Below are 24419 nucleotides of genomic sequence, written 5' to 3'. Positions count from 1 at the left end.
TAGGTTAGTTGGATAATTGGTTTTGCTCATCCTTTATAATTATTTGGTTGATAATCATAAAGATACAAAATAATATCCAATTAATCAACTGAAAATCAAATAATTATAATAAATTTAAACAGTTTCTGATTTACAAGCGTGTCCAATAAAAAAACTAATATTTTTATAGAACAAAGGCTTTGCCAATGGCGAAGAAAACAGCTCGAACTATATCGGATATGCGCACAAACACAATCGGGCGGTATGTGATGCTTAGCTTCTCCTACCGGTTTGCCAGGGCAAACCATGAAATTTTTTAGTACTACTGTTACGAATGAGATTCCTCCCTTTGGTCGGAATGACTCGCCTATTGGCGGTTTAAGGGATGAGGAGGTGGCGGCGAAGCCGCCACCTCCTCACCATCATCCCCTCTCCCAAAAAGGAGACAGTCTTTCCGACTAAAGGGAGAAATCTTCTGCTCATATCAGCAACTTTACCGAAAGGCATAAGCGGTAAAATTTTTCAAGGTTTGCCCTAACCGGTTTACAATGTCCCAATCGGATATTTATTACCCTTGATTTTCTTAAGAATGACACGTGTCGAACCGATTTTCAGTTTGGAGTCAATACGAACAGGAATACGATTGCTGTCGTTGGTTATGAACACTTTCATCGCTTCTTTCGAGTCTTCAAAAGCCTTATCCTTTATCACCAGCGCTAATTTGATACAATTGTATTTTTTCCCATCATTCGCTTCCATCTCTTCCGTGCCATGGTATTCAATATCCATATTCACTTTGTTTTTCCCCGACAAAAACAACGTGCCGGATTTACTTCCTTTCCTCATAGCCGAATAATCCAGCGTGCGAGCATAATAAACAATACTCATCATGTCGTAAATACAGCTTTCGGACATGGTGGTTTCGTCAAAACGAAGACGATTGTTTCTTATAAGCTTAGCTTTGATTGTTATCGGCGAAGTGGCATAATCGTAAGATACACTCTCGAACGAATGTTCATCTCCTTCGTGTGCATGCTTGATGTAGGCTAAAGGGCGCAAATCAGGCGTCATATAGCATGTAAGTGTATCGGACAATGGGAATATCTTATTCGCCAAGCCCACCGATCTGGCAGTCATTGTCATTTTCAGGGCATATTCACCACCATATTTTTCCGCCGTTGTCTTCAAAGTCGATATGCCGGCCTTTTTATTGACAAGTCCGTACTTGAAATAAAGGTCATAAGTCAGTTCTTCACCGGCCTGAAAATACTTGTTATCCACCGCACATTGTGCACCCAACCGAATAACACTTATTGTGAACAACAATATAAATATAACTATTCTGCTTTTCATACTAATAATACATTCAAAAATTGCAAACCACACCTATCCCTATTTGTTTTGTACCTATCGAAGGAACAACAACGATACGCTTATCTTTACTTTTTATCCCGAACATATTCCGAAAAACAGGCAGCATGATATAGCCGACCTCCACGCTCAATATTCCTATTCCGGCGCCTGTAATAACATCGCTGACCCAATGCCTTTTATTCACTACCCGCAATGTGCCTGTTGCGGCGGCAACAAGGTAACCCATAGTATAAACAAGCGGATAATCGCCATATTCTTCATGCAAAATACGCGCTCCTGCAAATGCGGTTGCCGTATGCCCGGACGGAAAACTGTTGTTCTTCGATTTATCGGGGCGTAACACATTTATTGATTGTTTCATCGTATGAACAGTTGCCAGCATGACAATATGGGAGGTGGTCGCAACAACGACACGTTCCTTGAAGCTATGTTTGGCTTTCAGACCGGCAATATCCAGTCCGAATACGGCTACAGTGGATGCAAATTGCGTATAATCATCAACAGAAATGTTATCATGAACATGCTCGCTCACTTCATGGTGCGTGCTGTAGTCCAACTGTTGGAAAGATTTATTGAATCTGCAGGCAATACCATAAGAAACAAACGCTGTCGGAACCAAAAACCGGAGTATAACCTTACTCTTTTGAGAATTATCCGTCGAAAATTTTCCGGAAATATCCATTTGATCGGAAGCATTGTAATCAGAACACATAAAATCAGGAGACAATCCCTCTTCAAGCCGTGAAAAGGTTTGTTGTGTACTGTCTTTAGTAACATAATCTTGCTGCTGCGCGGCAATTGTCTCTGTTGTTGTGAATAAAAGAACACTTGCAAGAAGTAATTTCATAAATCATCCAATATTTACAAATAATCAATGCATTTTTCCAATTGAATGCCTCTTGATCCTTTTATCAGGACGTAACTGTCTGTTAACGGATTATTCTTTAACAAGTAGTCGCTGAACTCTTCCGAATTGGGAAAGCAGGAATAGGGATTGTCGGTTTGGCAAAAATTCTCGCCAATCAGAAACACTTTGTCAAAATGCTTGTCTTTTACCAGGTCGGTTATCTTTTGGTGTTCCGTCAAGCTGTTTTCGCCCAACTCCCTCATATCGCCCAGTATCAGCGCTTTGTGATCGACCTGCATATTCGAGAAATTTGTCAGGGCGGCCAACATGCTTGTGGGATTTGCGTTGTAGGCATCTATTATCAGGTGATTTTTGGCTGTTTCTTTCAGTTGCGAGCGGTTGTTGGTGGGGGTGTATTCTTCGAGGGCTTTGCAAACCAAGGACGATTTTACGCCGAAATATTTCCCGACCGTAATGGCTGCCAGTACATTCGAGAGATTATAATCGCCAATAAGCCTGGTATGCACCACATGCGGATTTTGCGAGAACTGCCACACAAAACTCAGGTAGGGCGTACCGGAAACCACCTTCCCTACCACAAACAAGCCTTCGGTTTCGCCATATTCTATTTTGGTCATACCATCCGCTATTTCGTTCAGAACGGGGTTGTCGTGGTCTATAAAAATCTTGCCGTCTTTGTGGGTGCGTATCTGGTCGTATAGTTCGGCTTTGGTTTTGATGATGTTTCCGAAAGAGCCGAATCCTTCGAGGTGGGCTGTTCCTATATTGGTGATTAATCCGTAATCGGGGTCGGCAATCCCGGCCAGAGTTTTAATTTCGCCGATGTGGTTTGCGCCCATTTCTATAACTGCTATCTCGTGTTCCTTGGTTAGTTCCAGCAATGTGAGCGGAACACCGATGTGGTTGTTCAGATTCCCTTTTGTGGACAGCACATTGTATTCCTGTTTCAGGACAGCCGTAACAAGCTCTTTTGTTGTGGTTTTACCGTTCGTTCCGGTGATGCCGATAACCGGTATCCTGAATTTTTTACGGTGGTAGTTTGCCAAGCTTTGCAGCGTTTTCAGCACATCTTCTACCAAAAGGATGTTTTTTGCTTTATCTGCCTGTTTCTCCTCATCCACAATGGCGTAACTGCATCCCTTTTCAATGGCTTTGGCGGCATACTCGTTCCCGTTGAAACTGGCTCCTTTTAAGGCAAAAAACAGGGAACCTTTGGGGCAGTTTCGCGAGTCGGTTGTTACCTGTGGATGTTTCAAGAATAACTCATACAGTTCCTCTATACTCATGGCAAGTATTATGTGGTTGTTATATTAAAAATAGCTCTGTATAAATAACAGATTTATTCAACAAATATTGTTTATTCCCGATTAAAAAAACATTAATTCTGCTGATTTTTATAGAGGAAACACGAATTGACAAAAACAGATTTACCGGAATCAACCGTTTCTTTATTTCCTGAAAATATATTTAACGCCGACATTCAATCCAAAATTATTGAAGTTCACTTTATTATCACGTTTTCCCGAGGTCGATTCCAGATCAGACATGGCATCAACGCCATCCACTTCGTAGTAAAATATATGGTTTTACCGGCATCAACGATTATCCGAACTATAACGAGTCTGTGTATGCATACGCATGGTACAGGTTTGGTCAAAACGAATATTTTGATGATCATACTGCCTTTAATTATGGTTCTCCACTAAGTTATTTTTGGGGAGGCTACTGGGGCAGATGCTATGGCAGAGGGTTGGTTAAATCTATTGAGACATTTGACACATCAGATAGATTGGTTTCCTCTGAAACGTATGAATATGAGATTACCGATAAACATAAAGTCTATGGATTAGGTGTAGTGAGGGACCCATATGATTTTCTCATTATTGATTACTGGGACGACTGTATTTTAGGCGAAGGCTGGTATTTTAATGGATACTTTCATCAAACCGGACAGGCGTTGCTTACAAGCAAAACAGTTACGCTATGTGATGATGACGAAAATTGCATAACGACTACAGAAGATTATGAATACAATCAATACAATCAACTCACTCATATTTCTTCAAATCGCAGTGATGGTTATATGGATACGACTATCTATACATATCCATCGGGGAGTATGGAAAGTAGATATATTATAGCTCCGGTTATAAGGACAGTAAAAAAGGTAGGTAATAAAACTGTTTATAATGAATACAAAGAATATGAACAAGTATATACTGACATGTTTCGGCCGGAGAAAATCTATCAGCTAGAAACCTTTAGTGGCGAAATGGAAGAAAAAGTTCATTATAATTACAATGCATACGGAAAAGTGTCGTCATTGATTGCCAGCGATAAGATACCGGTTGTTTATCTATGGAGCTATAAGGGGCAATATCCTGTAGCCGAGATACGGAATGCCACGGAGGCGCAGGTTGCCGCTGCCTTGGTGGGGATTACGCCGACGGCATTGGCAAATGCTTATGTACCCGACATGGCAAAAGTAAATGCTTTGCGGGCTGCGCTGCCCAATGCCCAGGTTTCTACTTTCACCTATCAACCCCTGGTAGGGATGACATCGGCTACCGACCCGCGCGGCCTTACTACCTACTATACCTACGACAGCTCGGGGCGATTGACGGAAACGTACATTATGGAAGGAACGACTAAGAAAGTTATCCAAGATTATGATTATAACTACAAAAACTAAAAGACCATGAAACCACAATATAAATTACTTGTAATAGCAGCGGGTATTTTATTCTCATTGATGAATGCCCATTCCCAAAGCCAGGACCAGAATTACATCCGCACCCGCACCATGACCAACGATGCGGGAACTGCCTGCATCGAACAAATACAGTATTTTGATGGCCTGGGTCGTCTTGTAGAAACAGTGCAGAAAAAAGCGACAACCGGTCAAAAAGATTTGATTAGCTACCAGGAGTACGATACGCTTGGCCGGGAATCGAATACCTGGTTGCCCGTTCCTGCGACAGGCAATACCGGAGCCTTTGTGCCGCTGAATACGCTTAAAACCCTGTCTGCTACGGCATACGCAGGCGATACAAAAGCCTGTTCCAAAAACGAATACGAAACTTCGCCGTTGAACCGCGTAGTGAAGCAGTACGGGCCGGGGCAGAACTGGCATAACAACAACAAATATGTGAAAACAAAATACCTGTATAATTCGTGCTTGTATTTTAGAGTCATTGGCAGCGGGCTCGACACGGAGCTGGTAACTTCGGGCAATTATTACAACGAACACTTGTTTGTAACCGAAATTACTGACGAAAATGGCTACAAATCTTACGAATTTAAAGACAAGCTGGGGCAGGTTGTACTTACCCGCCAGGTGAACGAGTTTGAGACGCACGATACTTACTATGTGTATGACGATTATGGCAACCTGTGCTATGTACTCTCCCCGATGGCCAATACAGGTGCAACCAATTTGGGGGACGACAGCGACAATATGAAGCGATACGCTTACCTCTACAAGTACGACGAACGCAAGCGTTGCGTAAAAAAACGCCTGCCGGGTTGCGACTGGGTGGAATATAGATACGATGATGCCAACCGGTTGATATTTTCGCAGGATGGCGAGCAACGCCTCCAACCTGCACCGGAGGGTGATGGCACGCCGGGACGGTGGACGATTAACGTGTGTGATGCATTGGGCAGGCTTGTTTTTGTGGGTGAGAGCGAGAATCCAACCATCACGGGGGTGGTAAGCGGTACGTTTGAGGCAGGCTGGCCTTATCATTTCGGTATCCACATGTCGGGACTTGGCTTCAGTTGGAACAATTGCAAGGTACATACCGTCAATTATTACGACAACTACAATTTCCTTTCTTTGCCGGAATTCAGTTCTTTAACTTACGAAAATCTGTCCCCTTACAATACCCGGCACGGCTCGGATACCGACCAAACCGCCGCCAAGGGCTTGCTGACGGGGACAATTACCGCCTTGCTCGACGGTTCGGACGGGTTTATTTACACGGCCTACTATTACGATTACCGCGGACGGCTGATCCAAACCAAATCGACCAACCACTTGGGCGGAATCGAAAAGGAATATGCGACTTATAACTTTGCCGGCCAGCCGCTTATTATCGACCACCGACATGCTGCGCCCGGAAAAACTTCCCGGACAATAAAGCAGACTCATACCTACGACCATGCCGGACGCTTGAAACAAAAAGTTTCGGCTGTAGGAAGCGCCAGTTTCACAAAAGTGATTACCTACAATGAGTTGGGGCGGCTTATCACAACAACAACGACCGGAGGGATAATAACCAATTACCAGTATAATATCCGCTCGTGGATAACATCCATCTCGAATCCGCTGTTTCAGCAGAATCTTAGTTACAGCTTTAACGGCAATATAATACACAACACTTGGCGAAACAACAACAAGCAGGGAAATTACTGGTACGAATATGATGGACTTTCGCGCCTAGCTTACCTGACTTTCAGCGACGGAGGCTACGATGCCGATGGTAATGGCATAAACGAATACTATGCCAATTTTAGCGGCTGGTACGAATACGACAAAAATGGCAATATAACGCGGATGGTGCGCGACTACATCGACAACTTGACGCTGACCTATAACGGTAACCAGTTAAAGAAAGTACACGATACGGCTCCAAACATTACCCTGAGTACTTCGTCCGATTTTAAGAATTACGTCAATATAACTACCGAGTATGCCTACAACGCCAACGGCGCGATGACGCAAGATTTAAACAAAGGCATATCGGAAATCCGATATAATTCATTAAATTTGCCCCGGCAGATAGATATAGTCAGTCCGGTGGCAGAGGCGCGGAACGAATATATCTACTCGGCGGCAGGGCAGAAATTGCGGCTTACACAGCGGTATAATCCCAATTTCCAGACAACACCGGTGATAGGTTCGGGAGTGAACGAATCGGCGTTGACCCAGACGAAAGTAACTGATTATGTGGGAAGTGTGGTGTATGAAAATGGCGTTCAGAAAAAAATACTTACGGATAACGGCTATTACGACCCGGCAGCGAATAAGTTTTACTCCTACACCAAAGACCATCAGGGAAATAACAGGATAGTGCACTCCACGGGAGCAGTCTCAAGCATCGTCCAGCAAACGGATTACTACCCGTTCGGGATGCCGTTTTATACTGGCATCACCGGTCAAAGCGTCCAGGCCTACAAGTACAACGGCAAGGAGTTTGATATCATGCACGGGCTGAATTTGTATGATTATTCGGCCAGGCAGGTGGATCCTGCTGTGGGGCGGTTTACTACTGTGGATCCGCTGGCGGAGAAGTATTATAATATTTCGCCTTATGCGTATTGTGCTAATAATCCGGTGAAATATATTGACCCTGATGGGAAACAGATAATGCTTCCCCCTGTTTTAGCAGGCTCAAATACACCACTATTAGGGGCCGCAGATCTTGTTAAAGTAGGAATGAGGACTGGAGGTGGAGAAGCCCTCAAAGCTGGAACACGAACAGCCACAGAAGTTGGTTCAAAGGCATCGGAAAGCACAGGAAGTAAACCGACCATTAATTTGGAAAGGATTAATGCAGGAAGGCAAACAGAAACAGAACAATTACAAAAATTGGGGTTAGAGAAAAATACGGAGTCCATCACTCGTATTGACCCCAAGACAGGGAAAGAGTCGACTTCTGTTCCTGATGCTATAAAAGATGGAGGAACAAAAGAAATAAAATATTTAAAAGATGGCGCTACACAATCTTTCACGAAACAGTTAAGAATACAAAAAGAATTTTCGACAGAAAATGGTCAGATACCCCAATTACATATAAACAGGGGTGCTAATCTGAGTAAACCTTTGCAAGAGGCTGGATTTAACGTTACAAGATACAGCAGTGGAAGTAGTCCTATATCTACAATGCCTCAAGACAATACAAAAGTCAATAAAACAATTAAAGTTAAAGAATTGGAATAGATGGAATTAATTGATGATGAATTACGGATAATCAACGAAACAAAAGGATTTCTAAACGCATTTCTTAAAGAAATGAAAGGATTTCATCCTTTTGCAATGATAATGGATAATGAGGGTATTATTTATTCATTAGAACACGAAATAAAAGATGAATACCCTGATCCAAATATGCTTATTGATTTATATGAAAGGACTTTTCGTAATGAGATAAAAGAGACAGAAAGTGAATATAAGTTAGGTATTATCTGCATAGATGTTTTTATTCATGAGCAAATAAATGGCATTGATACAAAAAGAGATGCTATTGAAATGCGGTTAGTGGGTGCTACATATAGAAAAAAGGCTGTTCTGTTCTATAAAATAACAGAGGTAAATGAAGTAATCTTTCAGGAACTTGTAGGAGGTGATTCATCCAATTAAAATACTTTAAAAGTATAAACAAGTCTAATTTCCCTGCTGGCGCGGATTTCCCAATCCGTGCCGACTACGAATTAGTTTCAATGGCGCCATGACCCAAGATTTAAACAAAGGCATAACGGAAATCCGATATAATTCACTAAATTTGCCACAGCAGATAGATATAGTCAGCCCCGTGGCGGAAGCGCGGAACGAGTATATCTACTCGGTAGCAGGGCAGAAATTGCGGCTTACACAGCGGTATAATCCCAATTTCCAGACAACACCGGTGATAGGTTCTGGAGTGAACGAATCGGCGTTGACCCAGACGAAAGTTACTGATTATGTGGGAAGTGTGGTGTATGAAAATGGCGTTCAGAAAAAAATACTTACGGATAACGGCTATTACGACCCGGCAGCGAATAAGTTTTACTCCTACACTAAAGACCATCAGGGAAATAACAGGATAGTGCACTCCACGGGAGCAGTCTCAAGCATCGTCCAGCAAACGGATTACTACCCGTTCGGGATGCCGTTTTATACTGGCATCACCGGTCAAAGCGTCCAGGCCTACAAGTACAACGGCAAGGAGTTTGATATCATGCACGGGCTGAATTTGTATGACTATTCGGCACGGCAGGTGGATCCTGCTGTGGGGAGGTTTACTACTGTGGATCCGCTGTGTGAGAAGTATTATAATATTTCGCCTTATGCTTATTGCTATAATAATCCTATTAAATACATAGACCCTGATGGCAAGCAAGGTGTTGCGTCAATGGGGGACATGTTTTTAATGAATCCTATTACGCCGTATCAGCAAATGGCCCAGGATATAGCAGTAGATGCAGCAAAACCGACTGCGTTAACACTAGCAGTTGGGGGACAAGCTGCTTTTGGCGGGTCAGCGAAAGTAACTACATCTGCTGTTTTGTTCCTTCAAGGTGAGGAGGCAGGACGGGTTAGAGTATATGATACTGTAATGCTTGGCGCAGGCACTACTGAACTTAGTGTTGGGGTAAGTGTCGGTATGATTCATTCAAGCGATCCGAATAAATTTGATAGAGATTCACCAACCGGAGCTGGTTTTACTGCATCTGCTGGTATTGGTGGGGGAGTAGGTAGTGCAGAGGTTTCGCTGTCAACGGCAACAGATAAGAGTGGTGCAACTATTACCACGAGTGGCGTCGGTATTACCGCAGGAATAACGGATGGACCAGTTGGTGGAGCTTCTGCCGGAGTAACTCTAACGACTGAAACGCTTGGTTCTAGGATAATTAATCAAGTAATTGACAAAGTCGTGGATTTTTTTACCAAATAAATATTCAGTTATGGAAATAAAATGGAAAATAATCTTGCGCATAATAACTTTGATCTTTTTTATTTTAGGGTTCTTCTTTTTGAAAGAGCCATTTATGGATGTCATAAATAAAAGAAGAAATGAAGATGATAAAATGTATCCTTATATAGTTGGTTTACCTAGAGAGTTTAAAGGTAAAATAATTCGTCGTTTTCTAAATCTAAATTGGGCAGGGACTTATTCGTTTGAGTTGTCAAATGGAGATAAGTTCAGTTTGTCGACCGGAACATGGAATGATGATTATGGAAGACGAGGAGGGCTGCTCCACCATCTTAGTGTAGGAGATTCAATTTATAAACCAGTCAATAATGATTCTTTATATTTATATCGAAAGAATGAAAAGCAATATTATGTGTTAGGTAAGATAATAAATAAGAAACGACCAGATTATCGTAAATATTTTCATAAGAAAGAATAAGGATGGAAATCCGATATAATTCACTAAATTTGCCGCAGCAGATAGATATAGTCAGTCCCGTGGCTGAGGCGCGGAACGAGTATATCTATTCGGCGGCAGGTCAGAAATTGCGGCTTACACAGCGGTATAATCCCAATTTCCAGACAACACCGGTGATAGGTTCTGGAGTGAACGAATCGGCGTTGACCCAGACGAAAGTTACTGATTATGTGGGAAGTGTGGTGTATGAAAATGGCGTTCAGAAAAAAATACTTACGGATAACGGCTATTACGACCCGGCAGCGAATAAGTTTTATTCCTACACCAAAGACCATCAGGGAAATAACAGGATAGTGCACTCCACGGGAGCAGTCTCAAGCATCGTCCAGCAAACGGATTACTACCCATTCGGGATGCCATTTTATACTGGCATCACCGGTCAAAACGTCCAGGCCTACAAGTACAACGGCAAGGAGTTTGATACCATGCACGGGCTGAATTTGTATGACTATTCGGCACGGCAGGTGGATCCTGCGGTTGGGAGGTTTACTACTGTGGATCCGCTGGCGGAGAAGTATTATAATATTTCGCCTTATGCTTATTGTTATAACAATCCTACAAGAGATATTCTTGTTGATAAGTATTGTAACTAATTTTTTATAAGCACTTTAGGCTAAAAATCCACACTCTGACCTTTCGCCGTTATTTCAAAGAAAGCGCATCCCTCTTCTTCCGCCTGAGTTTTAAAGGCATTGGCTTTTTGGTATTCTTCGCCAAAGTGCATGGGTGCGAATAAATCCACTTTCAGGGCCTGAACAAACTGCTCCGCCCCTTTCGTGTAATCTTTTCCCAAACGCGGATCGACCGGAAACATGGCCAAATCCAGCTGCTTAATTTCATTGGTCAAAGCGCTTAATTCGTCCAGATAAAAACTTTCTGCTTCACGAATCTCCCCGGCAGTAGATTCCTCATTCCAATGCCAATTATTGAGGTCTCCTGCATGAAAAATAGCTTTCCCCTCCAGATTTATCAAGAATGAGACACCCAGATCAGTCGAACCAAACGCCTTGATATATAACAGATTATCGGAATATGTTTCGGACTTGGCCAAATAAACAGCCGCATCTTTCGCCACCAAACCGGCATCGAGAATATCGTTGGAAAAAATATACTGCACCCGACTGTTTTTCTTTTTCCAGCTCAATATCTCCGCACTAAAGTGGTCGGGGTGCGAATGGCTGCTCAGGACATAGATTTTGCCCGTATATTGAGCAATGATGTCGTGGACTACTTTGTTGGCATCCCTGTAATAATCCAGTATAACTATGCAGCCGTTTGCCTCTATAACAAATCCGCTGTGAAAGAGATAAATAAGTTTCATTTTGCGAGTTTGAGATTGCTGTGATTCCGTGAATATTCAAAAATAGAACAATAATACGAAACTTTTTTCATCATTCGCTTTCCGTATTTCATTTTTTTCATATCTTTGCAACGCTTTTGAAGAAAAGTATGCTTTTAAGAAGCATTTAGGAGAGATGGCAGAGTGGTCGATCGCGGCGGTCTTGAAAACCGTTGAAGTGAGAGCTTCCGGGGGTTCGAATCCCTCTCTCTCCGCCAAGTCGCTGCCAATCAAGCGACAAACAATACAAAAAGCCTGTAAAATAAGCGTTTTACAGGCTTTTTGCTTTCCATCCTGTTCCATCCCGAAGCCATCAAAAAGCCAAAAACGGACAGCGTTCCGTTACCAAATCATTACCTGTTTCCTAAAAATCAAAACAGGTAACAATTGTCGCAATAAGGCGTTGATTTGTAGCTATTTGGCGTAGCAGAAATGCAGCATTTGAAGAAACAGAAAACTAATTTTGTAACTTAAAAAATGAAGCATCATGCGACGAAGTACATTTAAGATTCTTTTTTACATCAAAAAGAACGCCGTAAAAAGTAACGGGAAAGCCCCTGTCATGGCAAGAATAACGCTAAACAGTGAAATCGCCCAATTTAGTTTGAAATGCGAAGTCAATCCGGCAGAGTGGAATCCCAAAGCCGGACGGGCCACCGGAAAATCGGCAGCCTCACAACAGCTGAATGGCTTACTGGATAATTTCAGAGCCTCTATTACTCAACATTACCGGGATATATCAGACAGGGAAGCTTCAGTAACAGCCGAAAAAGTGAGGAATGCCTTTTTAGGATTTCAGACCCATAACGAAACCTTATTGGGGTTGTTTACTGAACACATTAAGAACCTGGAACTACAAATCGGAAAAGGAGTAGGCCGTGATACTCTCCAAAAATATCAACGGACAAGTACGAGGCTCAAAGACTTCATGAAATACAAATTCAATGTCTCGGACATCAACATAAAAGAGATTAACCATTCCTTCCTTTGTGATTTTGAAATTTATTTGAAGACGATTCACAGTTGTAAACAAAACACAACCGTGCAATTCATGCAAAGGCTTAGGACAATTATCCTTACCGCCAAAAGTAACGGTTGGATTCATGCCGATCCTTATGCCAATTACCAGTATCATACGGAAAAGACTGAGAGGGCATTTCTAAGCGAACAGGAACTTGAAGGCATTATGCAAAAAAAGTTTTCTGTCAAACGACTGGAACCAGTCCGGGATCTTTTTGTTTTTTCCTGTTTTACCGGATTGGCCTATATTGATGTTTTCAACTTGAGAGAAAATAATATTCGTACATCCTTTGATGAGAATTTATGGATAATCGGTAAACGGGTTAAAACAGATGTAACATACAGAGTTCCACTATTGGAAATACCGAAAATGATTATTGATAAGTATAAAAAAACGCTGTCGAATGAAAAGTTACTGCCTGTTATCATCAATCAAAAAATGAACGCCTACCTCAAGGAGATTGCCGACTTGTGCGGGATAGATAAAATTTTGTCATTCCATGTAGCAAGACACAGCATTTTATCTTTCCGGCTGAAGACGAGCAGATTACAAGAATATAATTCTTGACAGATAACGATTTGGAAACGAGCTAATCTCATTTTATTCGCCGATTTTTCATACTACACAAAGAACGACTTTGGACACAAAGATACAGATTTCTAATCTGGTTCACAATTATATTACAATATTCTTATCATCCTAAAAATTTCACACTATACAAATAAGTGATTTTTTCTTGTTCTAATCTTCGACCATTTTCTTTTAGAAATTCATACATACAAATTTCATTTTCATCAAGATTTGATAACATGGGAGGATTAGCAACCTTATTTTCTACACTCATTTCTTTAAATTCTTCATAAGTATTCATATTCATCATTATGGATTTTGTATTTGGAAAATATCCCCTTAATTGAGATAATATCTGAAAACCATGAATATCAATATCTCCCCAATAAAAAATAGATTTTGATTGTAGCCAACTCACATTTTTCAAAGCATTGATTGCAAATCCTTTCCCAAATATAGCAATAGCATGTTCAATCGCCGGCAATGTGAGGAAGTTCATTTCATTTTCTGTGATATAAACCTTTGAGCAGTGAAAATCAAGAGAAATCAATTCCTCTTCTGTGATAGAGATATCAGTTAATCCGTGAAGATATTGATTTGCAATATCATGGTCTAATATCCTAATCCTGATTTGTACCGGCTTGTATTTTAAGCCAAATCGTTTTTCGAAAACTCTTTCATTTTGATTTTGAATATGATTATGAATCAATATATTCAATAATGATTGAATAATAACCTTGTTTTCTTCTATAAATTTTGTGTGAATTTCAATCGGTAATTGTCGTATATATAAGTCAGGATTGGGATTGGAAGTAAAGTATCTACAGACTTTGAGTATATCATACCATTTTTCGGAATTAGCGGTAATTGCAGCTGGATTGTTTTGACACCAATGATGGAGTTGAGGAAATTCAGAAGTAATTTGCGATACATTCCTCTTAAACAGAGCAACTTCTTTTTCTCTTCCGATAAATTTTAAATAATTCTCTTCGCATTCAAACGTGATAGATTGAGGCAAGCTCTGTAAGCCATGTTTCTTGGTATTAATTGTTTCGTAATGGATAGAGTATCCATACGATTTCCGATCTGTAGAGCAAGAAATCAATTCATTTAGCTCTTCTTTCATTTTAACAAAATCGTCCGATGGTTTTTTATTAGAGCGAATTTGCCTTGGAAAGAAACTTTGATTCGCTTCTACAATTGATTGCAGATACTCTTTATACAAAGTGTTTGCTTTCTTCTTTATTTCAGAAACTGTTATCATGATGTTCGGCAATGTATTTTTGTCTTTCTGCTTGAAATTGCAAAATAGGTAGATCATAAATAACCGCATTCCGGTTATTTTCTCTTTTTACAAAATGAACAGCAGAAATATATGGTTCAATAATCCCCGTTTTATCTTCAGGAGTAACACATAACAGTTGTAAATGTAACTGTTTGCAAAGTTGCATTAAATAATTTGCTTTTTCGGCATCTTGATTGCTGAATGATTCATCAATACAAATAAAACGAAAAGAATTTGTGTTCCGGCCTGTTTGACTGATTCCGAATTGATAAGCAATTGCAGAGCCTAAAATGGTATATGTCAATTGGGCTTTTTCTCCTCCTGAAAGTTTCCCCGTACTATCATAGGTTCTATATATACTTTTATCTTCTCTGCGTAACTCTTTAGCGCTGAAATTTAACCAATTTCTGACATCGGTAACATATCGGCGTTCATATTCATTGTTTGAAAGGGCTTCTATCAAAGATTTTATTTTCAGAAAACTGTTCTCCAGAATTTGATCATCTTTTGTAATCAGATATTCAGCCATATTGGGTTTCCATTCTTTAAGATTCAACCTGAATTGGCGGATTTTCTCTGAATTATCTCTTTTTATATCCAAAAAGATATAGGTTTCAGGATTCGGTCGAAAATTGATTTTTTCTAAAGAATTATTCAAAGCCTCAATATTCTCTCTAATGTTCTCTTCCTGTGTTTCCAAATGTGCATGAAATTTGGTCATCCGGTCAATCATGTCATTGTTGAGATACTTTTTGAATCGTTCCTTGTATTCATATAATTGTTCATTTTTAATGCGATTATATAATTCAATATAATCGGAAATAAATTCCAGATTCAAGGATAACTTATCCGTATCACTTTCCCAATCGGGAAATTTTTCCCGAAGTTCTTGGTTTGGTTTTTTAAATTCAATTAAGCATTCAGCTAATTTATTTTCAGAAGACCTTATTTTGTCATTATTCTCATTTATATCTTCGAGTAATTTTTCTTTTATCTTGTTTTGAATTGATTCAAAAGTCAATAATACAAGTTGTTTTGATAGTTCAAAATGCGATTCGAAAAATGAAAATTGTTGTGCAAAATTCATATCAGAAAAGTCCGACAAAAGTTGCTTGCAAGCTGTCAATTCTTCCCGATTATTGACATATTTGTTATTAATGAGCGTTCGGGTTGATTTTAAATCATCTAAATTTTCATTCAATATTTTCAGTTCAGTCATTAATTTATCCAATTGTTGCTTGAGCGTTTCAACCCGATTATTGGTTTTTATCAATGCTTCTTTTTCTTCTGTGATTTTTTGAATAGAAACCACAATCTCTTGCCAGTTAATTTCTTGAAATTTTTCAAATTCAGACAATCTGATAGTAATTTCTTTTTCTTTATTCATACGGTCGTATTGACGCTCATAGGTTTTAATTTGCTTCTCAGCGGTCTTAATTTCCATGTCAATATCGGAAAGGACTTTTTGCGTAATCTTGATTTTATCTTTATTATCCCAACCTAAAACAAAATGAGATTTATCAAATACTTTTGAACGGTCATCTTTTTCATGCCTTCTGTCGTTTTTTATTAACCCGGAGGATGTCAAAGCTCGTTTATAGGTTCTAAACAGACTTAAATCATCGGTACAAACATAATCAAAGTGGGTTCGTATCTGATTTTCCAACCAATCGGCATATTCCGACTGTTTATTGAGTTCCATTTTAGAAAGCAGGCTGTCTTGAACATCAGGAACAAACTGATTCAAAAAGTTTTCTTCTTTTATTCGTTGGTAAACAATTCGTCCTTTCAGGTTATTATCATTGACATATTGGTTTACCTGATGATAAAACTGCTCGGGAACTATCAGTTGTAGAGCAAAGTGGTGCAATATTTTTTCAATTGCAAACTCCCATTTATTTTTTGCATTGTTTTTTATTTGAAGTAATTCTCCTACAAATGGAATTTCTGTTTCTGTAGCTCCTGTTACCTGCAAAATTTCCTGACGAATTTCCGCCACTCGCCCTGTGATATTATTTTTCTGTTTGCGAAGAGTTTCTAATTCAGTAGCTTTTTCAGCATAATCATTATTGAGTAGCTTTACTTTTTCTTCTTCCAATATCCAAGAACGTTGGGCTTTTGTAGCATCTTGTTCTAATGTTTGTTTTAGACTTTTTATCGTTTCTAATTGAGTATTGAAATATTTCTCGTCCGGATTTTCTTGTAAATTAATTTTACGAATAAGATTGTTGTATTTATTCAATAATCCTTCCCTGCGTTCTTTTTCTTTAGTTTGAGCTATAATGTTTTTTTCTAACTCTTTGATACGACTCCCAACCTGATCTCTCTCAATTTCAATATTTAATGTTATTTTATCATCTTCCTTTTGCTGAATAATATCTGTTGAATCTTTTATCTTCAAGTCATAATCGTTCAGTTCCTGCTCCTGTTTCTCAATTTCTTTTTCCAATAAATCTTGTTTCCGTGTAGTAAAATAGATAGGAGTTATTTCTTGTAATTCATCAAATTCATGCTGTTTTTGATTCAACAATTGCAATTCTTTCTCCTTTTCAATAATAGGATTTAATAACTTTAATTGTGCTTCTGCTTTTAAGATTTGATTATGTGCCTTTACCAACGATTGAAATCCTTCTTTTAATGAGGAGAACTCATCTTCAATGTTCGTTTCCTCCAACATATTTTTCCGAATAAAATCGTCCAGATTACCAAGCACTTTCAGCCCTACTGTTTGACTGAAAAGGATGGATGCTTTTTCTGAACGCATACCGAAAAAACGTCGCATTGATTCTGCATATTTCCCGGGAGAATCAAAAAGTTCTACTAACTCTTTGGTTCCATACTTGGGATACTTCTGTCTCAAACGTTTTTTCCATAGCCCATTGGCATCAAAGGGCGTAAAATCCTTTTCGATAGATAGTTCCTTGTGTGATATAACAAAATTACGCTTCATTTCTGAGCCTACAAACCATCGGGTTTGAGCAAGCGTTATAAATCGTTCTTCGTTTCGAAATATAGCTAAAATGATAGAATAAGTTTTTGTCTTATCGGGACGCAGACGTTGAGTTTCTCTTGTTTGTTCATTTTCTATTTCGCCGATTTCTCCTAATACATACGATTCTTCCGACCGTTCATCTTTTGTATTTGCTCCTGATGCCTGATTGTAACGACGCATACGCCGTTCCGGCACCAAAAGAGTCAGGATTGCTTCCAAATAAGTTGTTTTGCCTGCTCCATTAGCTCCTGTCAACAGGCTGGTGTTTCCTTCCGGAGATATACTGAATATTTGTTTATCAAATACGCCCCAGTTGAATATTTCAACCCGCTGAAGTCGATAACCTGCTTCCGACGATTGGGCGCTAAACAAACTATAATTGTGATTCATAATCGGTTAGTTTTTGTTTGAATTCAACTAATTTGTCGGCTGTAATTTTCGATTTGATAATACGGCGAACTTCATATTTTCTCTCATCGGGATAAGGAGTTTCTTCTATTTTTTTAAGAAAATCCAGATTTAGCATGTCTTTTATCAAAGTGTCTAAATTTCTCAACAATTTAGCTTGATTTGATTTCTCTTTAAAAAACATCTCAATTCGTTCTCTGAATTGCCTGTGGGTAATATACAAATTCCGTGTTTCCGTATCAGTTATTTCAAATTCATCCATCCATTCCCGAAGCAACACACAAAGCAATGTTTGCTCGTATGTCAAAGGCATCCGTCGAATTAGTCCAATCGTTTTCCCTTCTTCGTCTTCATTTTGTCTTAAAAATGCGTATCCGTCTTTTTCTTCAACGATAAGTTCTACTCCTATTTGTCGAAAAAAGCGATCAATCTGAATTTGATTCAGAATTAATTCATCCCATACTTTATCTTCTGAATAAACAGTACCTTGCAAAAGTTTTACTATCACAGGAGCGTAAGGCAGAATTCCGGCATCTATATTTTCCATTATCGACAATATATTATTTGAGGTATTTTCAGATATTTATTTTTCTCAATATCAAAAAGCAATAAGTCTGAAATTTCTTCATTTACGAAATACTTTTCAGAAAAGTTAATCAGAGAAATATAGCCAATGAGTTCGCTTAGGCCTTTACTAATCGGATATTTTTCTATTACTTGACCAAGTGTTACTTGCTGTTTTTCAATCAATAATGAGTTTATATTTCCAATCAATTCTTTTATATTGATAGAGTCAGGGTTGAAAATATTGCTCATGCTTTCTAAATCGGCTTTTGAATTGAATGTTTCAGGAAGTATATCAAATTCTGGAATACTCTTTTCCTCTCCCAGTTTTCGTTCCATCGGCATATCTATCTTTGCTCCCAATTCTATTTCGATGCCATAATCTTCAGGAATTTTATGCTCAATCAGGCGAAGAGAAATTTGTTTAATCTCCGCTATCGTTTCTCTTATTTTCCGACTTTCCAATAAATGCTTATCTGCGATAACACGTGTTATTTTTTCTGCCAATAAATTATTGCTGTCCAGAACCTTTCTGCCCGATTGGAACAAAATGGTTTTAATTCGTTTCAGGTTGCGATTATTGTATTCAATACCCCTGTCTTCTAAAATATCCGAAACCTGTTTAATCAATATTTTCAAGGTATCCTGACTGTCTTCGTCAATCAAAAAGCTCCAGAAAGCATAAAAACTTTTCCCCTGATCGCTCTCTTTGAGCGTATCCAGGGCATCGAAAGTATAATGCAATATTTTTCCTTTAGACAAGTCGTATTGGCTTTGCTTTTCGTAGATATCTCTTGTAATCATTTTGAAAATATCCTCTACTTCCTTAAAATCACCAATCAACTCGTTTGTTAATCGGGAAATATCTTCAAAACGGGATTGTATTTGATAGTCTTCAAATTTTACGACATTTCCATCCCGTCGTATTCGACGAATTTCTTCATCAATCTTTTTTTTTCGCTCTTCAAGCTCTTCTATTTTCTTTTTCGGGTCTTCGGTATTGTTGTCGACTAATTCTTTCAGTTTGTTAAAAATATCTTTGAATTTTGATTCTGTTCCGACAAACTTTCGTTCCTGCAATAAATCTAACATTTGGAAAACACGTTCAGTGTGTTGAGTTAAGACATTATAAATTGTCTTTTCTGTGTCGTCCATGTAATTCCGCAGGAAATTATCATTTGTCCATGACTCAATATATTTTTTGGCTCTTTCGTAATTGTCCGTTCCAAACGATGTCAGGTCATCGTCTTCATCTGAATAATTCAGTTCTTCCAAGTACCATGCTAATTGACTTACCAGCTTTTCATTTGAGATACTAATTTCGCCTTGTTCTTTAAATTGGGAATATAAAAAGGATAAAATGAGCGGTGCGTTCCGAGATCGCAATAATTTGAGACTCGGAGCGCTTTTTAATTGTATTTCCAATTTTTGGTAGTCCATGAGCATAGACGAGTTAGAAAAAACTATTTATTGTTAATATTAACTTCGGTGTATTACTAGTCTATTGAGAAAACATTTTCTTTCTCAAACCACACTTTTGCTTGATTTATAACATTTTGACTTGGGTTGTGATAAAACACAGCAAGATTCTCTTTTGCCCTCGTACAACACACATAGAAAATCTTTTGCGTTCGTTCTAAAACACTTTGTGTTCCTCCACCTAAAAAAAGATTTTCAAAATTGTAGTTATTCCAATTACCATTATCCAAAATGACCAAGACATTATCGAACTCCGTACCTTTTGTTTTATGCTGTGTTGAAAAAGGTGTCTTCCCTTCCAAATAATCAAACAATTTTTGAAACTCACTATACTTAACATCCTTTACTCGATTGAAGATATACGCTTTTTCGGCCTGAAATTTCTCCAGTTTTTCATCAAAAAGACAAATTCCCTTTTCGTGGGCATCATTTATTATTTCCTCAATATTGGCATCGACATCAAAATCTTCTCTATTTTGTAGTCCCCTGAAATTCGCCTTATTATCTTTTACAAAATCTCTGTTTAGATGAATAAAAGCATCCTCAAAACTTCGTGCGTTATATCCATTCTCGTCAGTTTGGTACACTACACATAGTTTTCCATTCGGTTGATTTACCCAATTCCCATTTATATTGTTAAATAATTTATCCTGTAAAGAATAGCCTTTTAAACTGGCTAAAGCGGGGCTATTGAAATAATGCGATATTGCATCGTTTGAGTATGAAACGCCTTGTGCGACTTCACATCTTTTACCATTATTTCCCACAGCATCAAGGTCAGTAATAACAAGCGTTTTTATTCCCAAAAACTCTATGAATTTGTCGAATATTTGAGAATACGCCCCTACTTCAACTATAGAAACGTTTTGAGAAAGCAACGGAAGACAATCATCCTTTGTGTTATTTGCTCGATGTTTTGCTTCTTCTTCAATATCAATTTTCTTCATTATGGTAGGTATCAACATCCTTTCCGTGTCGCCTTCAATCAAAACTGCTTTTTCAGCAAAAAAGATTTCCGCTCTGCTAATGGTCAGATATTGCGTCAAGAATTGATATTGAGTAGTGTTCTCATCATATTCTTTTTTCAATTCCTTTAGATTCTTTGCGACAACACTATTACCATCTTCTTTTTTTAGGTATTTGATGTCATCAAAATCACTGTCTGCAACAATATGAGAAGAATGGGTACTTACTATGTATTGCAATTTTCTTTTTTCGCCATCCTCTCTTTGGATACCCTCCTTTAGCAGTTTCTTTATATTTTTAATGAATATATATTGCATTTGAGGATGTGTATGTGCTTCGGGTTCTTCAATAAACAATAGATTTATATCGGCAGTTTTTTTCTCCTTTTCCCTCTTAAATTCTTGAATGAGGATTTCTATCTCGAATATCATGCAAATTAGGTTCATGTACCCTATGCCGTTGTAATGTTCGGGCAACTTATTGTCGTCATCATGCTTAATATACAACGGTGGTATTTCCTTTCAGCAATTCTCGATGCTGTAAATTTGAGATAATCTCTATTTCTGATTCATTGGGTTTTATACCGCCAAAATCACCTACCTTTTTTATGATGGCATCAAATAAATCCACATAAATTTTACTCAAATGCTCATCTGTTTCACTAAGTCTATCTTTAAAATCTTCAACAGCCTTGTTTTGGTCAGGGCTTGTTTCTGTTTTCTCGTATATCTTTGATGTTTGTGTAGATAGCGTTTTATCTATTTCCTTATTTGCAACCTCTCTACGTGCGCTGATATATTTGAAGTTAATGATATCTTTAATACTTATCAACTCCTTGTCTAAGTTGATAAAATTCCTCTCATTAACGGTTTGAGTATCTTTGTCTATCTCAATGGACTTTTTGCATATTTTGAAATATTTATCATGATTTTTTCGCAGAAAATCATATAAAGATTTTGGCTTATACTCTTCGTTCTCACTTTGTTTAAATGATTCGTTAGCGGTAAACTCCCGATAATCTTTTCGGACTTCTATTAATTTCTCAAAAGACAGAAGATATTCAAATCCCAGTACAATGTAATTATTTTCAGGGTCTAAGTCCATCATAACCCTACTAACGTTCTCTAAGTTACATGTTTCTGTATATTGGATAAATAATTTCAATTTAATGCCTTTTTCCTCATAGTCATTTTCATCAATAGTATCGCCCTCTATCAAGCCTTGAACTTCTTTCTTAAAGTTAATGTTGAAGTCATCGAAATAGAATTTATTCTTTTCCGATTGATTTAAAAACTTATCAAGCACAGACAATATGGATGTTTTGCCAGTATTGTTCTTGCCTATCACTAAGGATAATTCATCTTCTAAATCAATAGAAAAGTTTTTGAGAAGTCTGTAATTCTCGACTTGAATTTTAAATATTCTCATATCACAACTTATTTATCAAAACAACTCTTTCGGATTAATTTTCAGAAACTCCTCATAAGGAATCCCTCCTGTGCCGACCAAAAGCATCTTATCGGGATGAAACTTCTCATTAAATATTCCCATCCCTGCATTATCTGAGCTGGCACCGCTTTTTACTTCCAACCCAATTACTTTATTGCCTTTTTCAAGTATGAAATCTACCTCATTATTTCCCTCTCGCCAGTAATGGAGATTATACCGTTCGGAAACCGAATGATTAAGCAAATGGGCGCCTACTGACGATTCAACCAATCTGCCCCACAGCTTTGGGTTTACAATGGCAGATGAATAGGTTTCGTCATCTTGCGATGTTAATAATGCGTTATTATATACTTGGAACTTCGGACTGGATGATCGTTGCCGGATTACACTACCGGCATATTTCTCTAATCCACCTAACAAGCCACAATCAGATAATAATTTGAGGTAGTTCGCCAAAGTCGTCGTATTACCCGCATCCTGTAGCTGTCCAGTAATTTTGGTATATGACAGAATCTGTCCTGAATACAGGCAGCCAAGTTCAAATAGCCGTTTCAACAATGCGGGTTTATCCACGCGGGTCAGCATCAGGATGTCTTTGGAAATACTGGTCTCTATAAGAGAATCTTTTATGTAGCTTTTCCAGCGTTCTTCATCATTAATCAATGATGAAGAACCGGGATATCCTCCGAAATAAATATATTGCTCAATTGACCAGCCAAAAGCGGCTTCCATTTCAGCAAACGACCAATGTCCGAGATAGAATGTCTCGAAACGTCCAGCCAGCGATTCCGTTAATCCTTTCTGAATAAGGAGGCGGGAAGACCCAAGCAGGATAACCTTGATATTTACTTGCTCGCGAGTATCTTTATCCCATTGCTGTTTGACAACTTCACTCCAGTTATCAAGCTTTTGTATCTCATCAATCACAAGGAGATATTCCGAAGCGCCGGAGGCTTTCATTTTTAGTCGAGCCGTCTCCCAAGCTTGCATCAACCAAGCCGAGTTAGTTGCTGCAACAGCATCAGCAGACTCAGATACATACGAGATGGATAACTGAGATAACAATTGGTTCACCATAGTGGTTTTACCAACCTGGCGAGGGCCAAGGATTACCTGAATGAACTTTCGCGGCTCTTCTATTCTTGATTTAACCTGTTTCAAATAAGGACGTTCGTACATCTTGAAATAATTTACTCAATACTGAAAGCAAATTTACTCAAAATTCTTAGATTAACAAAATAAACTGAATATTTTTATCAGATTCGCTCATCTTCCACAAATTAAGCGGCTTTGAATCAGCTATTATTATATGCAAGTCTTCATAAAAACTGGTTGCTACAACCATTAGTACCTTCGTTTACCGCGCGGAACTGTCGATTGTGTAATGCCGCACAAGGCATATCCTCCGGCGGAATGGAGCTATGGGAAAAAGCACATAGAATCAGAGATATATGAAAGAGGTATAACATCGCACCGAATATAGCGAATCGGCTTAAATCGGCTTGAATTAAATCACAAAGTAATAACTCGTGTTAGATATGCCAGGCTAAGAACACTTGGCAATAATACACAAAAAATAAACAACAAAATGGAATTTATAATTATGGACGCAGCTTCATTTGATTTGCTGATCGAAAAACTAAATAGTTTAGTAGATAAAGCTAGTAAAATACACAATGGGAAAGATGCCCTTTTTGAGAAGTGGCTGGACGGTCAAGAGGCTTGTGAAATCTTGGGTATTAGCCGCCGTACCTTACAAACATTACGTGATACCGGAAAGATAGTCTATACAATGGTCGCACACAAAATTTATTACCGACCCAAAGATGTAGAATCTTTTATTAATAAGTAAGTGTTCATAATTAGTTTGTATAAAATATTTAGTTTGTCTTTCCGTTCTAGTATGGTATATACAATTAGGAATGGGAAAGATAAAGAAACTGGAATTAACAGTTGCCCAGCGAGGGCAAC

20 protein-coding genes and 1 tRNA gene are annotated in these 24419 nt (G+C 38.5%); 10 read left to right on the top strand and 11 right to left on the bottom strand.

Going from position 1 to position 24419, the window contains the following annotated elements:
• The first annotated feature begins 285 nt into the window (after positions 1 to 285).
• Positions 286 to 441, top strand: coding sequence for a hypothetical protein (locus tag ACYPWY_RS13340; RefSeq protein WP_459686033.1), 156 nt, complete (start codon positions 286 to 288; stop codon positions 439 to 441).
• An 81-nt stretch (positions 442 to 522) separates the two neighbouring features.
• Here the strand turns inward: ACYPWY_RS13340 and ACYPWY_RS13335 are convergent, their stop codons facing one another.
• The 3 genes from ACYPWY_RS13335 to ACYPWY_RS13325 are packed head-to-tail and all read right to left on the bottom strand — an operon-like array spanning position 523 to position 3507.
• The gene (locus ACYPWY_RS13335) at positions 523 to 1332 is read right to left on the bottom strand and encodes a DUF3108 domain-containing protein (protein WP_459686032.1); all 810 of its coding nucleotides are present in this window, start codon (positions 1330 to 1332) and stop codon (positions 523 to 525) included.
• 13 nt (positions 1333 to 1345) lie between these two features.
• Positions 1346 to 2200: a phosphatase PAP2 family protein gene (locus ACYPWY_RS13330; protein ID WP_459686031.1), complete on the bottom strand. Its 855-nt coding sequence runs from the start codon at positions 2198 to 2200 to the stop codon at positions 1346 to 1348.
• A gap of 14 nt (positions 2201 to 2214) precedes the next feature.
• On the bottom strand, positions 2215 to 3507 hold the full coding sequence (locus tag ACYPWY_RS13325; protein WP_459686030.1) for a UDP-N-acetylmuramoyl-tripeptide--D-alanyl-D-alanine ligase: 1293 nt from the start codon (positions 3505 to 3507) through the stop codon (positions 2215 to 2217).
• Between the two features lie 503 nt (positions 3508 to 4010).
• Between ACYPWY_RS13325 and ACYPWY_RS13320 the strand changes: the two genes are divergently transcribed.
• The 6 genes from ACYPWY_RS13320 to ACYPWY_RS13295 all read left to right on the top strand — a co-directional run bounded on the left by ACYPWY_RS13320 (position 4011) and on the right by ACYPWY_RS13295 (position 10968).
• The gene (locus ACYPWY_RS13320; protein WP_459686029.1) at positions 4011 to 4913 is read left to right on the top strand and encodes an RHS repeat domain-containing protein; all 903 of its coding nucleotides are present in this window, start codon (positions 4011 to 4013) and stop codon (positions 4911 to 4913) included.
• Positions 4914 to 4919: 6 nt separating this feature from the next.
• Entirely contained in the window at positions 4920 to 8165 is a 3246-nt protein-coding gene (locus ACYPWY_RS13315; protein ID WP_459686028.1) for a DUF6443 domain-containing protein, read from the top strand.
• Entirely contained in the window at positions 8166 to 8585 is a 420-nt protein-coding gene (locus tag ACYPWY_RS13310; RefSeq protein ID WP_459686027.1) for a hypothetical protein, read from the top strand.
• A gap of 88 nt (positions 8586 to 8673) precedes the next feature.
• The gene (locus ACYPWY_RS13305; protein WP_459686026.1) at positions 8674 to 9879 is read left to right on the top strand and encodes an RHS repeat-associated core domain-containing protein; all 1206 of its coding nucleotides are present in this window, start codon (positions 8674 to 8676) and stop codon (positions 9877 to 9879) included.
• Between the two features lie 10 nt (positions 9880 to 9889).
• Complete coding sequence (locus tag ACYPWY_RS13300) at positions 9890 to 10336, top strand: hypothetical protein (protein WP_459686025.1); 447 nt, start codon at positions 9890 to 9892, stop codon at positions 10334 to 10336.
• 2 nt (positions 10337 to 10338) lie between these two features.
• Positions 10339 to 10968 (top strand): RHS repeat-associated core domain-containing protein, encoded by a 630-nt coding sequence (locus tag ACYPWY_RS13295; RefSeq protein WP_459686023.1) that lies wholly within the window; start codon positions 10339 to 10341, stop codon positions 10966 to 10968.
• 20 nt (positions 10969 to 10988) lie between these two features.
• Here ACYPWY_RS13295 and ACYPWY_RS13290 read toward each other — a convergent pair whose 3' ends face one another.
• Positions 10989 to 11696 (bottom strand): MBL fold metallo-hydrolase, encoded by a 708-nt coding sequence (locus tag ACYPWY_RS13290; RefSeq protein WP_459686022.1) that lies wholly within the window; start codon positions 11694 to 11696, stop codon positions 10989 to 10991.
• 148 nt (positions 11697 to 11844) lie between these two features.
• Here ACYPWY_RS13290 and ACYPWY_RS13285 point away from each other — a divergent pair.
• A tRNA-Ser gene (locus ACYPWY_RS13285) sits at positions 11845 to 11932 on the top strand.
• 269 nt (positions 11933 to 12201) lie between these two features.
• The gene (locus tag ACYPWY_RS13280; protein ID WP_459686021.1) at positions 12202 to 13302 is read left to right on the top strand and encodes a site-specific integrase; all 1101 of its coding nucleotides are present in this window, start codon (positions 12202 to 12204) and stop codon (positions 13300 to 13302) included.
• A 127-nt stretch (positions 13303 to 13429) separates the two neighbouring features.
• Here ACYPWY_RS13280 and ACYPWY_RS13275 read toward each other — a convergent pair whose 3' ends face one another.
• Genes ACYPWY_RS13275 through ACYPWY_RS13245 form a run of 7 tightly spaced genes read right to left on the bottom strand, consistent with a single transcriptional unit; the run spans position 13430 to position 23627 of the window.
• On the bottom strand, positions 13430 to 14569 hold the full coding sequence (locus tag ACYPWY_RS13275) for a Wadjet anti-phage system protein JetD domain-containing protein (protein WP_459686020.1): 1140 nt from the start codon (positions 14567 to 14569) through the stop codon (positions 13430 to 13432).
• The gene (locus ACYPWY_RS13270) at positions 14553 to 17972 is read right to left on the bottom strand and encodes an ATP-binding protein (protein WP_459686019.1); all 3420 of its coding nucleotides are present in this window, start codon (positions 17970 to 17972) and stop codon (positions 14553 to 14555) included. Before ACYPWY_RS13270 ends, ACYPWY_RS13275 begins: the two co-directional genes overlap by 17 nt.
• Positions 17956 to 18537 carry a DUF4194 domain-containing protein gene (locus ACYPWY_RS13265; protein ID WP_459686018.1) on the bottom strand — a complete coding sequence of 194 codons (582 nt, stop codon included), beginning with the start codon at positions 18535 to 18537 and terminating at the stop codon, positions 17956 to 17958. Before ACYPWY_RS13265 ends, ACYPWY_RS13270 begins: the two co-directional genes overlap by 17 nt.
• A complete protein-coding gene (locus ACYPWY_RS13260; RefSeq protein ID WP_459686017.1) occupies positions 18537 to 19994 on the bottom strand; it encodes a DUF3375 domain-containing protein in 1458 nt (485 codons plus the stop codon). Before ACYPWY_RS13260 ends, ACYPWY_RS13265 begins: the two co-directional genes overlap by 1 nt.
• A 56-nt stretch (positions 19995 to 20050) precedes the next feature.
• Positions 20051 to 21505 carry an ATP-dependent nuclease gene (locus ACYPWY_RS13255; RefSeq protein WP_459686016.1) on the bottom strand — a complete coding sequence of 485 codons (1455 nt, stop codon included), beginning with the start codon at positions 21503 to 21505 and terminating at the stop codon, positions 20051 to 20053.
• Positions 21495 to 22427 carry an AAA family ATPase gene (locus ACYPWY_RS13250; RefSeq protein ID WP_459686015.1) on the bottom strand — a complete coding sequence of 311 codons (933 nt, stop codon included), beginning with the start codon at positions 22425 to 22427 and terminating at the stop codon, positions 21495 to 21497. Before ACYPWY_RS13250 ends, ACYPWY_RS13255 begins: the two co-directional genes overlap by 11 nt.
• Before the next feature lie 15 nt (positions 22428 to 22442).
• Positions 22443 to 23627 carry an ATP-binding protein gene (locus ACYPWY_RS13245; RefSeq protein WP_459686014.1) on the bottom strand — a complete coding sequence of 395 codons (1185 nt, stop codon included), beginning with the start codon at positions 23625 to 23627 and terminating at the stop codon, positions 22443 to 22445.
• A 409-nt stretch (positions 23628 to 24036) separates the two neighbouring features.
• Here ACYPWY_RS13245 and ACYPWY_RS13240 point away from each other — a divergent pair, with 409 nt between their 5' ends.
• Entirely contained in the window at positions 24037 to 24300 is a 264-nt protein-coding gene (locus ACYPWY_RS13240; RefSeq protein WP_459686013.1) for a helix-turn-helix domain-containing protein, read from the top strand.
• The last annotated feature ends 119 nt before the right edge of the window (positions 24301 to 24419 follow it).

It is taken from the genome of Viscerimonas tarda, from assembly GCF_054601255.1.
This window is presented reverse-complemented; position numbering and strand designations above follow the sequence as displayed.